Source organism: Novosphingobium sp. TK46 (genome assembly GCF_055361525.1).
The window spans coordinates 1294774-1309056 of record NZ_CM143963.1; the positions used below are offsets into that span (position 1 = coordinate 1294774).

Sequence of the window (14283 nt, forward strand, 5' to 3'; positions counted from 1 at the left end):
ACCTTCAGCGCCGGTTCAGTACCGCTGACGTACGGAATAGGCATAAAGCAGAAAGAGATCGCCATGATCAGCCGGATCGTCACCGCGGCAACGCTCGCCGCCACAACCATTACCTTGATCGCGACCCCCGCCATGGCCCGCCAGCCCAGGCTGACGGGCGAGGCGGAGCTGTCGAAAATGCTCGAAGGGCGGGAACCCGGCAAGCCGGTCAATTGCCTGCCGCTGGGCCAGTCGCAGGAGTCGCACATCATCAACAAGACGGCGATCGTCTATCGCTATGGCAACACCTTGTACGTGAATCGCCCGAGCAACGCGACATCGCTGGATGACGACGATATCCTCCTTACCCGCCAGACCTCGGGTCAGCTGTGTCGGCTCGATACCGTGCAGCTGATCGACCGCACCAGCCGTTTTTACAGCGGGTTCGTCGGCTTGCAGGACTTCGTGCCCTACAAGAAGGTGGCGACGGCCAACTGAGGGTGCTGGCCATGCTTCCGAAACCCCTCGAAAGTCGGGGTCGGCGGTTCGCGCGTATCGGGTTGGCTGTCGTCTATGGCGCGGCGGGCGTCATTCACCTCGCGAATCCCGGGCCGTTCATCGGCATCGTCCCCGCATGGGTTCCGGCTCCCGCCACCGTCGTCGCGTTGACCGGCGTTGCGGAACTGGCCGGAGCGGCGGGGTTGCTGCAGCCGGTTTCTCCAACCCTGCGCCGTGCGGCTGGCTGGGGCTTGGCCCTATATGCCTTGTGCGTATGGCCGGCGAACTATCATCACATGCAACTCGACCTCGCGCGGCCCGATCACGGCCTGGGTCTGGGCTATCACATCCCGCGCCTGCTCGCGCAGCCGCTCATCATCTGGTGGGCTCTTTGGGCCAGCGGAGCATGGCCGCGCAAGTCGCGTCAATAGCTGCGATCTTGGCCTGACCGCCGGGCGCGCTATGCCTTGCCCGTCGCAGTCGTTAAGGGCCCGCCATGGTCCTGTCCTCCTTGCATTATGGCGCACGAACTCTTGGCGTCATCGCCACTCTCGCCCCCGCCACGGTGTTCGCGCCTGCAGCCCTCGCGCAATCGGCAGATCCTGCCGGCCCGATCATCGTCATCGGGCGCGGCTTGCCCGACAGTCCCGCGACCCCCGCCTATGATGTGGTCGACATCGATCGCGAGGCGATCAGATCCAGCGCCTCGGGACGGATCGAGGATGTGCTGAGCGCGGTCGCCGGGTTCGCGCAATTCCGCCGGTCCGATAGCCGCTCATCCAATCCCTCGAACCAGGGCGCCACCCTGCGGGCGCTCGGCGGCAATGCCTCCAGCCGGGCACTGGTGCTGCTCGACGGGGTGCCGGTGGCCAACCCGTTCTTCGGCTACATTCCGTTCAGCGCGCTGTCACCCGATCGACTGGCGCGCGTGCGTGTGACGCGTGGCGGCGGCTCGGGCGCGTTCGGCGCTGGCGCGGTCTCCGGCACGATCGAGCTGGAAAGCGGCGGTCCGCAGGCATTGGGTCTGCTCGCAGGGCAAGCCCTGGTCGACCAGCGCGGCGAGACGCAGGCCTCGCTCACCGTGGCGCCGACGCTGGGTCAGGGTTTCGCCGTCGCCAGCGCCGCATGGGATCGCGGCCAGGGCTTCTACACTACCCCGCGCGACCAGCGCGTTCCGGCAAGTGCGCGCGCGAAGTACGAAAGCTGGTCGGGAGCGATCCGCGCGGTCGCCCCGCTTAGCGATGCGGTCGAGGCCCAGGCCTCGGCGCTGGTCTATAACGACGCACGCACGCTGCGGTTCGATGGTGCGAACGCGACCTCGAGCGGCCAGCAGGCGAGCCTGCGGCTGGTCGGACGCGGCGACTGGGCGTTCGACGTGCTGGGCTACGTCCAGCTGCAGGACTTCTCCAACGTGGTCATCAGCGCGACCAGCTTTCGCAAGACCCTGGATCAGGCCAGGACGCCTTCGACCGGCTACGGCGGCAAGCTGGAACTGCGCCCGCCGGTCGGATCTGCACACGTGTTGCGACTGGGCGCCGACCTGCGGATCGCCGAAGGCGCTCTTTACGAAGAGCTGATCAGCGCTGTGACCGGCCAGCGCACGGCAGCGCGCCATGCCGGCGGGCGCAACGGCGATGTCGGCTTCTATGCCGAGGACGACTGGACGATCGGCAGGTTGATCCTCACCGCCGGGGCGCGCGCCGACCGCTGGCGCGTGAGCGACGGCTTCTTTCGCGAAGCCAGCGCCTCGGGTGTGCCGGTAGTCGACAGACGCTTCGCCGATCGGTCCGGCTGGGTCGGCAACTTTCGCGGCGGTGCGGTGTGGCAGGCCGGCGCCCGTATCTCGTTGCGCGCGGCAGCGTACACGGGCTTTCGCCAGCCGACGCTCAACGAACTGTATCGGCCCTTCGTGGTGTTCCCGATCACCACCCAGGCGAACGCGGCGCTGAAGAACGAGCGGCTGAAGGGTTACGAAGCCGGCGTCGAACTGACCCCCTCCCCGGCGCTGACATTCACGCTGACCGCGTTCGACAACCGCCTAGAGGATGCCGTCGCCAACGTTACCCTGACTGCCACCACGCGCCAGCGCCAGAACGTCGACGCCATTCGCGCGCGCGGGCTAGAATTGGGCACCGAGGCGAAGCTTGGCACAGTGTCGTTCACCGGCAGCCTGTCGTGGACCGATGCCAGGGTCGAGGCGAGCGGTAGCTCGGCGGCGCTCGACGGCAAGCGTCCTGCTCAAGTGCCGCGTCTGGCTTCCAGCGCCACAGTGGCATGGACACCGAAGCGCGACTGGCGCATCGCCGCGACTTTGCGCCACACCGGCGCCCAGTTCGAGGACGATCTGGGAACCGACGTCCTGCCGGCCGCGACCACGCTCGACACGGTACTGCAGGTGCCAGTCGGCCATGGACTGAGCGTGACGCTGCGCGGCGAAAACCTGTTCAACGAGCGCATCGTGACCCGCAACCAGGCCGGATCGATCGATCTTGGCACCCCGCGCACGATCTGGGCGGGCGTGCGCGTGGGGTTGCGGTGAAGGGACTTACCTTGCCCTCCGGCATCCTCTAGACCGGCCGCATGCCTCGCCTCACCGTCAACGATCGCGCGATCGAGATCGACATGGATCCGATGACGCCGCTGCTGTGGGCCTTACGCGATGCGGCGAACCTGACCGGCACCAAGTACGGCTGCGGTGTCGGCGATTGCGGCGCCTGTATGGTGCTGATCGACGGCGAGGCGCTGCGGTCCTGCCTGATCAGCCTGGCGGAATGCGAAGGCCGCGCGGTCACCACGATCGAGGGGCTGTCGCGTGATCGCTCGCATCCGGTGCAGCAGGCGATGGTCGCGGAACAGGCGATACAGTGCGGCTTCTGCACGCCCGGCATCGTCATTGCCGCCGCCGCCCTGCTGGCGCGCAACGCCAATCCCGGGGAGGCCGAGATCAAGGCCGGTATTCCCAACTTGTGCCGCTGCGGCGTCTATCCGCGTCTGTTGCGCGTGGTGCAGCGCGCAGGCGCGGCGATGCGGGCGACGAACCCGGTGGTGCCCGTATCAGCGCCAACCAATCCCACGCCGGCGGCCGATGCCGCACTGGTTACGAACCCCTGAACCGTGAGGACATGATGAAAGCGACGATCTGGCATAACCCGAATTGCGGCACTTCGCGCAAGACGCTGGCCATCCTCCAGGAAACCCCCGGCATCGCGCTGGAGGTGGTCGAATATCTCAAGACCGCGCCGAGCGCGCAGAAGCTGGAGCAACTCTATCGCGATGCCGGGATCACCCCGCAGCAAGGCCTGCGTATCCGGGGTACCGATGCGGCGGAGAAGGGATTGCCCGACGCCGACGATGCTACCGTGCTTGCGGCGATGGCGGCCACTCCGGCGCTGATCGAACGGCCGCTGGTCGAAACCGAAAAGGGCGTTCGACTGTGTCGCCCGCAAGACAAGGTCCATGAGATCCTCTGACCGCCGACGCGCTCCGCTTGCCAAGGCGGAGTGAATCTGCCACCGCCCGAATTCGACACAGCAGTGCCATGACAAGTCCGAGAGCCGCCCCCGCATGAACAGTTCAGAGCTTTCCCGCGAGGCGCTGCCCCAGAAAATCGTTCGCAAGATCAAGCACTCGCTTGGCCCGTGGGGCGTCTTCATCGAAGGCTTCATCCGCCACCCGGTGATGGTCGGTTCGATCATTCCGTCCTCGCGCTTCACCATTACGAAGATGCTGAGCCGGGTGAAGTGGAACGAGTGCAAGCTGTTCGTCGAGTACGGCCCCGGCGTCGGCACCTTCTGCCAGCCGGTGCTCGATCGCATGTCGCGCGACGGGGCGCTAATCGTGATCGACACCAACCCGCTGTATATCGACTATCTGCGCCGGACGATCACCGACAGCCGCTTCACCGCGGTGCTGGGCTCAGCGGCGGACGTGGAGGACATCGTTCGCGCGCATGGGCATGACCATGCCGATTACGTACTGTCCGGCCTGCCGTTCTCGACCCTGCCCGACGGTGTCGGCCCGGCGATCGCAGCTGCCACGCATCGCGTGATCCGTCCCGGCGGCGCGTTCCTGGTGTATCAGTTCTCGACCCGCGCGCGCGACTTCATGGCGCGTCACTTCACCCGGATCGAGAAAGACTACGAACCGCTCAACATCCTGCCCTGCCACCTGTTCTGGGGCTGGAAGGATCGCGAGGCGGCCTGACCTTCACGGCAGTGGTCGCTTCGTGGAATCGACGATCGCGCCGAACTCTTCGCCGACGGCGCGCCGATCGATCAGGTCGACCTTGAACGGCAGGAGGCTCTCGTCGAATGCCTCGGCAAGGATCGCCAGCAGAGACAAAGGCAAAGGCTTCGGCCCTTCCAGCACGAGGTCCAGGTCCGAGAACCTTATGACGCGTCCCCCGGCCCGGCTTCCGAATACGGCGACGTCGACATCCGGCGGAAGGTGGGCGCGCAAGACGGAGCGCACTTGGGCAAGCTCCGCATCTTCAAGCGTGACCAGCGTCACGTCGAGGATCGCTCCTGCAGCCGCAGCAGGAGCGTACGCGCTTCCTCGAGGAAGGCCGGGATTTTCGCGACGACGTCCTTGGCCTTCGCCTCGTCGTAAGTATGTGAGGTGATGTTTCGCATATTGCGATAGCCGTGCCAGTCCGGCCATGAACCGAGCAACAGGTCCTGCTCGCTTGCCGTGCGTATCAGGGCGGAAACGTCATCTGATCGACGTATTCAGGAATATCGGCCGTAGCCTCAAGCGCACGCCGCAGCATCTTGGTCGACAGATCGTAGGTAAATTCGAACCGTTGGATCAGTCCGTCGCGGACGAGCGAATGGGTCGGATCCGATCGGTATTGCTGGAGGCCCTCGTCAAGGCGATCGACAGCGTTTGCCAAAGACCGAAAATCCAGAGCCATTACTCGAACGCCCGACGCTCCTGCTCGGTGGGATCACCGGCAAGCTGATGGTGTACCGCCTCGATGATCGCCACCAGGTACATCGCCATCAGCGCGTTCAGCGTCGAGGAAACTACCGCGGTGCCGATCTCGGCTACCGACGGGCTGGCGATCATCTGCAGCGGAATGCCCACGATCAGGCTGACGATCATCAGGACAACCAGGAAAGCGACGAGGAACAGCGCGTAGAAGCCCAGCAGCCGCCAGGCATTCCCCGCCGTCAGATCCCACGAGCGCCGCAGCGCGCGAATCGGACTGCGCTCCCCTTCGATGGCGACGACCGCGCCCGACAGCGAGACCCGCAGCGCCACCGCGACCGCAAGCAGCACGATCAGCAGCAGGCCGGCGACGGCGAGCGCCGCGATCCCGCCCATCGCCAGCAGCGCCAGCAGCAGCCCACCGGCTGCGCCCAGGCCGAGGCCGAGCAGGATCTGCGCACCAAGATATGTCAGCAGTCCGGCCAGCCCCAGGCGCAGCGCCTCGCCGACGGTGGGCCGGGTGGCATGACGCAACAGACTGAGCAGGCTGAGCGTGCCGAGCGCCTGGCAGATCACCAGCGGGATCATCGCCGGCAAGGTCGTCAGATAATAGTTCTGGGCCAGCGCGATGATCTGCTGCTCGTTCATGCCAACCGCCGGTTCGGGTTGCGGGAAGAACAGCGCCAACGCCAGTTGCGGCAACAGGAAGAACACGCCCGCCACCGCCAGCAGCGCGTCGCGGTTGCGCGATACGTTGCGTGACGCATGCTTCCAGGCGCGATTGCTGTCGAGCTTCATCCACCAACTCCGATTGAACCTGCCAGCGCTCTAGGCGTGCGCGGGGCGCGAAGAAAGTCCCCCTTGATAAGCGGGGCGATTGCGGCCACGCAACGGCGCATGACGGTTGCCACACAGATGATCGCCGACGACATCGAACTGCGGATCGCCAGCGCGCCGGTGCCCTATCGCGAGGCGCTGGCCGAGATGACCGCGCGCAATGCCGCGATCGCCGCCGGCGAAGCGCGCGAGCTGGTCTGGCTGTTGGAGCATCCGCCCGTCTATACTGCCGGCACCAGCGCCGCCGCCGCCGAGTTGCTCGATCCGCGCTTCGAAGTGGTCGAGGCGGGGCGGGGCGGGCGCTATACCTATCATGGGCCGGGCCAGCGCATCGGCTATGTGCTGCTCGATCTGCGCACCCGCGCGCGCGATGCCCGCGGCTTCGTCCACGCGCTGGAGGGTTGGGTGATCGACACGCTGGCATCGTTCGGCATCGACGGCTTCCGCAGCGACGGCCGCATCGGTATCTGGACCCGCGACGTCGACGGGCGCGAGGCCAAGATCGGCGCGATCGGGGTGCGCATCCGCAAGTGGGTGACGATGCACGGCTTCTCCGTGAATCTGAGCCCCGACCTGTCGCACTTCGCCGGCATCGTACCCTGCGGCATCAACGAGTTTGGCGTGACCAGCATGGCACGGCTCGGCCATACGGTAAGCGCGGCGGAATGGGACGATGCGCTGCTGGCCCGTGCGCCGGCTTTCCTGGCGATGCTCGACCGGGCATGTCCGCCGCTATCGCCAACAGTATCGTCAGCGGGGCCTGCGGCATGAAAGTCTCGATCGCGGTAGCCGCCTCGCTGCTGGTGCTGGGTGCGCTGGCGGGTTGCGGGAGTAAGGAGACCAAGCAGCCGCAAGGCGCCTCGTTCGGCAAAGTGCTACCGGGCTCGGCCAGCGACGCGATGCCGCCTTACGACACCGCCAGCTCGTCGCCGCCCCTGGCGCCCGAGACATACGACGCACCCGCCGATGAAGACGGAGCACGCCCCGCCGCGACACATTCCGAAGCTTCGATGGGCGACGTAGCGCCGGAAGCCGAGCCGACCTGAGCCACGACAGCGCTGCGCAGAATCACAACGCCTTTTCGTAGATCCAGTATTCGCGGTTGATCTTGCTGTCGATCGAATCGGCGATGGCGACCATTCCCTGGTTGTCCTCGAGGATCCAGCCGATCTCCGCGCGCTTACCGGCATATTCCGATATGGCCGCGCGGCGGATGTATTCGATCATCATGAAAGCAAGCTGGCTGGCAAGACGCGAACTCTGCAGCCGCTTGCGCACGCCCATCAGCGGCACGCGCATGTCAGCCGGCCGTGGCTTGCGCAGCCACAGCGCCAGCTTGATCCAGCCCAGCAGCGAGGGCTTACCGGTGCGGCCGTTGATCCGCAGCTGCGGTCCGTTGAGGTCGGGCAGCGTCATCATGAACGCCACCGGCTCTCCCTCATACTCGGCGATGCGGATCAGGTCCGGTCGCACCAGCGGCTTGAGCTTCTTGCCGGTGTAGGCGATCTCTTTGTCGGTGAACGGCACGAAGCCCCAGTTGTCCGACCAGGCATCGTTGAGGATGTCGCAGATGATCGCGGCCTCCTTCGCAAAATCCTTGAGCACGACATTGCGAATACGGATCTTGGGGTTCTTTTCACCCGAGGCGATGATCCGCTGGATCAGCTTGGGATACTCGCGCGTGATGTCGAGGTCGTACGTGTACAGCTTCTTGACCGGAGCGTAGCCGGCGCCCTCGATCCAGGGCTGATAGCTGGCCGAGTGATGCGCCATCATCACCATCGGCGGATGATCGAAGCCCTTCACCTGCAAACCCGGCTCTTCCCATACCGACAGGTTCATCGGCGCCAGGACGCGGGTCATACCCTGTTGGCGCAACCAGTCCTCGGCCTTGGCGATCAACGCTTGCGATGTCGCTTCGTCGTCCGCCTCGATCGCGCCCCAATTGCCGGTACCCGGCCCCATGCCCTGTTCGACCGGGGTGGTGAGCGCCAGTTCGTCGATATGCGCGGATATTCGCCCGACGATCTTTCCACCTCGTTTGGCGACGAACAGCTGCACCCTGGCGTGATCGAAGAACGGGTTCTTGCCGGGGGTGAACTTCTCGATCTCCTCCATCCGCAAATTGGCCACCCAGTTCGGATCGCCGGCATTGCGGCGATAGGCATAGTCAACGAAGGCGGCGCGGCCGGCCTTGTTCGTAACCGGTTCGATCACTAGGTCGCTGGTGTGCTGCGATACGGCCACGATGCTGCCTTTGTTCTGGGGTAGTTAAGCGGTGTGGCGCGAAGTGCGTCCGGCCCGGCCAGCTTGTCAAGTATCGGCTGATTGGCACGGCGAACCCGGCACCCCGGTGAACACGCATACGGATACAACGAGGCATGAGCGTGCAACAGTCGATTTCTCCTCCCAGCGCCTGGTCGATCCGGGGCGGCTCGACGCAACGTGTCGCGATCGCGGACGACAAGGAGATGTTGCGCGCCGCCGTCGAACTGACGCGCGACCTCGCGACGGCGAAGCCCTCGATCTACTGGGCCGACATGCTGCTATCAGCCGTGCTGGGCTATGCCGCGCTGGCCGGCGCCATCCTCGCTTCGCATCCGGCGCTGACGATCGCATGTGGCGTGATCGCGGCGCTGGCCTTGTACCGCGCGTTGCTGTTCATCCACGAGCTGACCCACATCCACCGCGACGCCCTGCCGGGTTTCCGCTTCGGCTGGAACCTCGCGGTCGGCATTCCGTTGCTCACGCCCTCGTTCATGTACGAAGGCGTGCACACGCTGCATCATGCGCGCACGCGCTATGGCACGGTGGAGGATCCCGAATATCTGCCGCTGGCGCTGATGAAACCATGGTCGCTGCCGCTGTTCCTGGTAACGTCGCTGCTGCTGCCATTCGCGCTGCTCGTCCGCTCGGCCGTGCTGGTGCCGCTTGGCGCGCTGGTACCGCCTGTTCGCCGCTTGGTGTGGCAGCGGCTTTCGGCACTGTCGATCAATCCCGCCTTTCGTCGCCTCCCACCCGAGGGTGCGTTCGCACGCATGGTGTACTGGCAGGAACTGGGATCGAGCCTATGGGCAGTGTCCCTGCTCGCTGCGAGTTTCGCGTGGGGGTGGCGCCCGCTGGGTATCGCGCTCGCGGTCGTCGCGTTCGCCGCCGTGCTCAACCAGCTGCGCACGCTCGTCGCGCATCTATGGGAGAACGAAGGCGAGACGATGACCGTCACCGCCCAGTACCTCGACACCGTCAACGTGCCCCCACCCGGACCGATCCCCGCGCTGTGGGCACCGGTGGGCCTGCGCTATCACGCGCTGCATCACCTGTTGCCCAGCATGCCGTATCACTCGTTGGCCGAGGCACACCGTCGGCTGCACGCGCACATGGGCGTTGAGGGCACTTACGTGAAAGCGAACCACGCCGGGCTGCTGCCGCTGGTAGGAAAGATCGCGCGCAGCACGATGCGCGCACGCTGAGCCCTAGGCCTTACCATGGTCGCGCGAGCCCGTAGGTGGCGGGCTATTCCTCGGTTCTGATCAGCACGGTCTCGCCGATCAGCAGGAACAGCAGGAACGGCGCCCACGCCGCGACGAAGGGCGGATAGCCACCGAAGTTGCCGATCGCCATCGCGGCATTGTCGAGCACGAAGTAGGCGAAACCCAACGCCATGCCGACAACTGCGCGGATCAGCAGCTGTCCGGATCGTGCCAGACCAAACGCCGCCACGGCGCCCAGCAGCGGCATCAGCGCCGCCGACAAGGGTCCGGAAATCTTGTGCCACCATGCCGCGTTGAGATCGGTGGTACGCCGTCCCGCCAGCGCCATCGCGTCGATCGAGCCCGAAAGCGCCAGAATGCCTTCCGCATCGGGATCGACGCCGGTGATCGCCACGCGGGTCGGCGTGATGCCCTTGGCTACGACTGCCGAGGCGAGCCGGCTTGCCGTCACCGTCTTGGTATCGAAGCGATAAGGCTGATCCAGCCGCCAGCCCGGGTTGGCGTAGGTCGCGCGTGCCGATCGCAGCTGCTCCACGATCATGCCAGTCCCATCGCGCCGGTAATAGGTGACCTGCGTCATCACCATGGCATCGCCGGTCCCCTCAATCGTGCCGGCGACCAGAATGTCCGGCCCTTCGGCAAGGTAGAGGTTGCTGCGCGAATTCGACGTCTTCGGGATCGGGCCATAGTCGACCGCCTGCCAGGCGTTCAGGGTGGCGGTGGCATGCGTCACCACGCGTTCGTTGAAGACGAAGCTTACGCCCGAGATCGCGAGCGCCGCAGCCACCAGCGGCGCGAGCACCTGATGCGCCGACATGCCGCCGGCCTTCATCGAAATGACCTCGCTGTTCTGGTTGAGCGTGGCCAGGGTGATGATCGTCGCCAGCAGCACCGAGTACGGCAGGAACCGCGCGATCAACTGGGGCACCCGCAACGAGACGTAGTACAGCAGCTGCGCTTGGCCATTGCCCTTGTACGCCAGGATATCGCCGCTCTCGCCCAACAGATCGAGCATCTGCAGCACCAGCACCAGCATGAACAGCACTGCCAGGATGCGCACCACGAACAGGCGCGCAAGATACAGCGTCAGCGTGCGCGACGGGAAGAATTCGAGGTTCACTTCAAAGAGTCCCCTGCGTGGACGGGCCCGGATCGGGCAGCAGGATGGGGCCCCTGCGCTGGCGGCGCAGGAGCGACTTGAAGCGCTTGGTCACGGTCTCCGCCGCCTTCTCCAGCCAGCCGATCGCCTGGCCGCCCGGCACGTAGGCGACGCGATAGTACATCCACAGGATCATCGCGGCGAACAGCATGAACGGCCCCCACAGTCCGATCACTGGCCCGATCTTGCCCAGCGAGGCGACATCGGAGGCATACTGGTTGATCTTGTGGTATGCGACCACCAGCACGATCGAGACGAACAGGCCGAGCGACGACGTCGACCGCTTTGGCGGGATCGCCAGCGCCACCGCCAGCAGCGGCAACAACAGCATCATCATCACCTCGACCATGCGGAAGTTTAAGTCGGCCAGGCTGGAAACGCGCTGCGACTCGGGCAGGCTCTTGTTCCAGCCGATCTGCAGCAGTTGCGGCAACAGATACTCGCGTTGATCGCCATCGCCACCGCGACTGCGGAAACGCTCGATCGCCGGCAAGTCGATCGGCAGGTCGTGCCGGGTAAAGCTGAGTACGCGCGGGGGATCACCCGGCATGTCCTGGATGATCTGCCCTTGAGACAGGCGAAGGATGATCGTGTTGGGATTGTTGCGCAGCGCCAGGAAGCTTCCCTCTCGCGCCGAGATCGACAGCACCTGACCCTTTTCGTTCGACACGCGGGCGAAGATGCCCACCAGCTTGCGGCCGTCATCCTCGCTATGCTCGATACGCAAGGCAACGCGGTCCTTGAGCGTGGTGAACTCGCCTACCTTGATCGCCGCGCCCAATGCACCCGATCGCAGTTCGTAGTCGAGCTGTTCGTAGTAATAGCGCGCCAGCGGCTGCAAATATCCGACGATCACCAGGTTGAGGAGCGCCAGCCCGATCGCGAACATATAGGGCACGCGCAGCAGACGGGTGTAAGAAAGCCCCACCGCGCGCATGACGTCGAGTTCGCTGGACGTCGCCAGCTTGCGGAATGCCAGCAGGATGCCCAGCATGAGTCCAAGCGGTATCGCCAGGCTGGCATACTCGGGCAGCAGATTGGCCAGCATCTTGAACACGACGCCGACGGGCCCGCCGGCCGTCGCGACGAAATCGAACAGCTTCAACATCTTGTCGAGCATCAGCAGCGAGGCGGCGATCACGAAGACCCCCACCATGGGCATCAGCACGAGGCGGAAGATATAGCGGTCTATGGCACTGAAGAATTTCACGTGTACGACATCACCGCATGGCTGGCCCATCGCCTTACCCGCAAGGTGCGCCGGACGAAAGGGGCGGATTTGTCACGGTCACCGTAGAATGGCGTACGCCTGCAATCAGAGGGCATAGATAAGTCTCGACGCGTGGCGTGGAGGTTTGCCGTACGCTACGGTCGCCTGCTCACTTCGGATGCTGGAACCGGACGCCAGCATATCCTCGGGCCGCACGGCAGGCGAATACCACGCCGCTACGAGGCATAGCGCGTATACTGGCGGCGGCCGTCGCGCATGATCCAAGGTGACGGCCACTAAGTGGATCGAACCGCAAACCGGTCTAGTATGACAACCCATAACCTGACGGTTCTAGGCTGCGGGTCGGCGCAGTCAGGCTTTTTCGAGCGTGCACTGCAGCGGATGCTGATGCTCTTTGGCGAAATCCATGACCTGATTCACCTTTGTCTCGGCGATCTCGTAGGGAAAGATCCCGCAGACGCCGACGCCTTTCTGATGGACATGAAGCATGACGCGCGTCGCCGCTTCCATGTCCATATTGAAGAACCGCTTCAGGACGAGGACGACGAACTCCATCGGAGTATAATCGTCGTTCAACATCAGAACCTTGAACTGGCTGGGCTTTTTTGGCTTCGCACGGGTCTTGGTGGCGATGCCGAGTTGATCGCCGTCACCCGGGCGACGATTGTCGTTGCCATCGTCGTCACCAGCGCAGCGCGGCGCATCGGCCCGGCGGTTCCGCTGCAGCCAGACGTCATCGTCCCGGCCATCGCCGACGCGAGACGCGTTGGAAGATGCCGAAAGGCGGGAATCGGAGCTGGCGGATTCGGAAACCATGAATGCAGAATATCGTATCCAGTGGGTCATCTTCAAGATGCCCTGCGCAAGCATCGTCGCGCATGAGACACGAAAGGGCCGGAGCCTGTGACGGCCCGGCCCCCTCGCGCGTTCGATAGGCTTGAAATCAGGCGGCGATGTTGGTCGGTGCGCTGATTGGCGCGACTTGGCGCGCCTTCTCGACAGCGAGGCTGACACGGCCCGAAAGCGGAGCGAACGCGTCGCTCATCAGCTTCAGGAAATGTTCGCTGCTCTTCGAGCTGTACGACACCGCGGTGTCGAAGTTCTTGCGAACCAGATCGCTCTGCAGCTTGAGAAAATCGGTGGGCGACTTGGCAGCGGCCAGTTCCTTGATGTCACCGGTCATGCTCTCGAACGCGGTGCGGCTCTCGGCGACGAGGGTGCTGCCGATTTCCTGAACGCCCTCGGCGAAAATCTTCGATGCTTCGACCATCGCTTCGACGTTGCCCTTGGCGAAATCGCCGGCCTCGCCGAGCATGTTCGAGCTCTTCTCGAAAGCGGCCTGTGCCTTGGCCTGAGCTTCGCTCATTGCACCCTGAAAGCCGTTGAAGTTTGCGCTCATATCCATGGTCAAGTCCTTGATACTGATACCGGAAGGTGGGGTGGTGCTGGGTGTGGAAACGGAATTGATGATGCGGGTCGCGCGCAGAGCCGGTCGCGCCTCGGCGGCTGCCGATGCAGCAAGCTTGCCGGCGGCCTGCGCCGCACTGACCGGCGATGCCGGCGGCGTGGTCGAAGCCTTTACGCGGGGCAGTTTGGCGGCAACCGGCTTTGCGACAGGCTCGATCGGATGTGGCTTAGCGACGACCGGCTTGGCCAGCGATGGCTTCGCGATCAAGCGCTTGGCAGGCACGGACGCCGCCGGCACCTGCGCACTGGCCGTGAGCTTGCGCGGCCGACCGACGCCACGCTTGGGCGCGACCTCGGAAACGGCATCGGTTGCTTTGGCGGCAGAACCGGCATCGACCGGACCATCGAGGGGCTTTGCGGCCGCTGGCGACGGCGACTTGGCATCGGCGGAGACAACGACTTGCGCCGACGGTGTCGGCGTCATCGCAGCGGGTGCGGGCGAAATATCGAGCGGCTTGTCGATCGTAGCGGGCTTTGCCGATATCGCGCTGTCGGAAGGTTTTGACGAAGCAACGCCCACGTTGGCCTCGCTCGGCAACACGAGCGGCAATGGCGATGACAACGACGTCTGGCCCCGCCCAATGACCTTGCGGCGCTTTGCACCCTTGCTGGTCGCGCCCGCACCGTTAGCGGAGTTGACCGATGCCGGGGCAGAAGCTTTTGCCATATCGTCGAAATCGGCCATGTAATCA

18 protein-coding genes are annotated in these 14283 nt (G+C 64.8%); 9 read left to right on the forward strand and 9 right to left on the reverse strand.

Annotated features, from left to right (window positions below; all coding sequences use genetic code 11):
* Nucleotides 1-63 precede the first annotated feature (63 nt).
* The 6 genes from ACXJ1Z_RS06145 (at nucleotide 64) to ACXJ1Z_RS06170 (ending at nucleotide 4680) form a co-directional block, all read left to right on the forward strand.
* Nucleotides 64-477 (forward strand): hypothetical protein, encoded by a 414-nt coding sequence (locus ACXJ1Z_RS06145; protein WP_463780334.1) that lies wholly within the window; start codon nucleotides 64-66, stop codon nucleotides 475-477.
* Nucleotides 478-488: 11 nt separating this feature from the next.
* Entirely contained in the window at nucleotides 489-908 is a 420-nt protein-coding gene (locus ACXJ1Z_RS06150) for a DoxX family protein (RefSeq protein WP_463780336.1), read from the forward strand.
* A gap of 65 nt (nucleotides 909-973) precedes the next feature.
* Nucleotides 974-3016, forward strand: coding sequence for a TonB-dependent receptor plug domain-containing protein (locus ACXJ1Z_RS06155; RefSeq protein WP_463780337.1), 2043 nt, complete (start codon nucleotides 974-976; stop codon nucleotides 3014-3016).
* 41 nt (nucleotides 3017-3057) lie between these two features.
* Entirely contained in the window at nucleotides 3058-3588 is a 531-nt protein-coding gene (locus ACXJ1Z_RS06160; RefSeq protein WP_463780338.1) for a (2Fe-2S)-binding protein, read from the forward strand.
* 14 nt (nucleotides 3589-3602) lie between these two features.
* Entirely contained in the window at nucleotides 3603-3947 is a 345-nt protein-coding gene (locus tag ACXJ1Z_RS06165) for an arsenate reductase family protein (protein ID WP_463781179.1), read from the forward strand.
* A 94-nt stretch (nucleotides 3948-4041) separates the two neighbouring features.
* Nucleotides 4042-4680, forward strand: coding sequence for a class I SAM-dependent methyltransferase (locus ACXJ1Z_RS06170; protein WP_463780339.1), 639 nt, complete (start codon nucleotides 4042-4044; stop codon nucleotides 4678-4680).
* A 3-nt stretch (nucleotides 4681-4683) separates the two neighbouring features.
* Here the strand turns inward: ACXJ1Z_RS06170 and ACXJ1Z_RS06175 are convergent, their stop codons facing one another.
* Genes ACXJ1Z_RS06175 through ACXJ1Z_RS06190 form a run of 4 tightly spaced genes read right to left on the reverse strand, consistent with a single transcriptional unit; the run spans nucleotide 4684 to nucleotide 6204 of the window.
* Nucleotides 4684-4986, reverse strand: a complete 303-nt coding sequence (locus tag ACXJ1Z_RS06175; protein ID WP_463780341.1) for a nucleotidyltransferase domain-containing protein — start codon at nucleotides 4984-4986, stop codon at nucleotides 4684-4686.
* Nucleotides 4983-5147 (reverse strand): nucleotidyltransferase substrate binding protein, encoded by a 165-nt coding sequence (locus ACXJ1Z_RS06180; protein WP_463780342.1) that lies wholly within the window; start codon nucleotides 5145-5147, stop codon nucleotides 4983-4985. The genes ACXJ1Z_RS06175 and ACXJ1Z_RS06180 overlap by 4 nt, the downstream gene beginning before the upstream one ends.
* Nucleotides 5148-5173: 26 nt before the next feature.
* Nucleotides 5174-5389 (reverse strand): nucleotidyltransferase substrate binding protein, encoded by a 216-nt coding sequence (locus tag ACXJ1Z_RS06185; RefSeq protein WP_463780343.1) that lies wholly within the window; start codon nucleotides 5387-5389, stop codon nucleotides 5174-5176.
* The gene (locus ACXJ1Z_RS06190; protein WP_463780345.1) at nucleotides 5389-6204 is read right to left on the reverse strand and encodes a DUF7847 domain-containing protein; all 816 of its coding nucleotides are present in this window, start codon (nucleotides 6202-6204) and stop codon (nucleotides 5389-5391) included. The genes ACXJ1Z_RS06185 and ACXJ1Z_RS06190 overlap by 1 nt, the downstream gene beginning before the upstream one ends.
* A 99-nt stretch (nucleotides 6205-6303) precedes the next feature.
* Between ACXJ1Z_RS06190 and lipB the strand changes: the two genes are divergently transcribed.
* Both lipB and ACXJ1Z_RS06200 read left to right on the forward strand, forming a co-directional pair.
* Entirely contained in the window at nucleotides 6304-7014 is a 711-nt protein-coding gene (gene lipB / locus ACXJ1Z_RS06195) for a lipoyl(octanoyl) transferase LipB (RefSeq protein ID WP_463780347.1), read from the forward strand.
* On the forward strand, nucleotides 7011-7289 hold the full coding sequence (locus ACXJ1Z_RS06200) for a hypothetical protein (protein ID WP_463780348.1): 279 nt from the start codon (nucleotides 7011-7013) through the stop codon (nucleotides 7287-7289). The genes lipB and ACXJ1Z_RS06200 overlap by 4 nt, the downstream gene beginning before the upstream one ends.
* 22 nt (nucleotides 7290-7311) lie before the next feature.
* On the opposite strand, the gene ACXJ1Z_RS06205 is transcribed toward ACXJ1Z_RS06200, so the two are convergent.
* Complete coding sequence (locus ACXJ1Z_RS06205; RefSeq protein WP_463780350.1) at nucleotides 7312-8460, reverse strand: N-acetyltransferase; 1149 nt, start codon at nucleotides 8458-8460, stop codon at nucleotides 7312-7314.
* 164 nt (nucleotides 8461-8624) lie between these two features.
* Between ACXJ1Z_RS06205 and ACXJ1Z_RS06210 the strand changes: the two genes are divergently transcribed.
* Nucleotides 8625-9713 (forward strand): fatty acid desaturase family protein, encoded by a 1089-nt coding sequence (locus ACXJ1Z_RS06210; RefSeq protein WP_463780352.1) that lies wholly within the window; start codon nucleotides 8625-8627, stop codon nucleotides 9711-9713.
* Nucleotides 9714-9756: 43 nt separating this feature from the next.
* Here ACXJ1Z_RS06210 and lptG read toward each other — a convergent pair whose 3' ends face one another.
* The 4 genes from lptG to ACXJ1Z_RS06230 form a co-directional block, all read right to left on the reverse strand.
* Nucleotides 9757-10854 (reverse strand): LPS export ABC transporter permease LptG, encoded by a 1098-nt coding sequence (lptG, locus tag ACXJ1Z_RS06215; RefSeq protein ID WP_463780353.1) that lies wholly within the window; start codon nucleotides 10852-10854, stop codon nucleotides 9757-9759.
* A 1-nt stretch (nucleotide 10855) separates the two neighbouring features.
* Entirely contained in the window at nucleotides 10856-12103 is a 1248-nt protein-coding gene (gene lptF, locus ACXJ1Z_RS06220) for an LPS export ABC transporter permease LptF (RefSeq protein ID WP_463780354.1), read from the reverse strand.
* A 372-nt stretch (nucleotides 12104-12475) separates the two neighbouring features.
* Nucleotides 12476-12850, reverse strand: coding sequence for an ATP-dependent Clp protease adapter ClpS (gene clpS, locus ACXJ1Z_RS06225; RefSeq protein WP_463781180.1), 375 nt, complete (start codon nucleotides 12848-12850; stop codon nucleotides 12476-12478).
* Between the two features lie 217 nt (nucleotides 12851-13067).
* Nucleotides 13068-14276, reverse strand: a complete 1209-nt coding sequence (locus ACXJ1Z_RS06230) for a phasin family protein (protein WP_463780356.1) — start codon at nucleotides 14274-14276, stop codon at nucleotides 13068-13070.
* Between the last annotated feature and the right edge of the window lie 7 nt (nucleotides 14277-14283).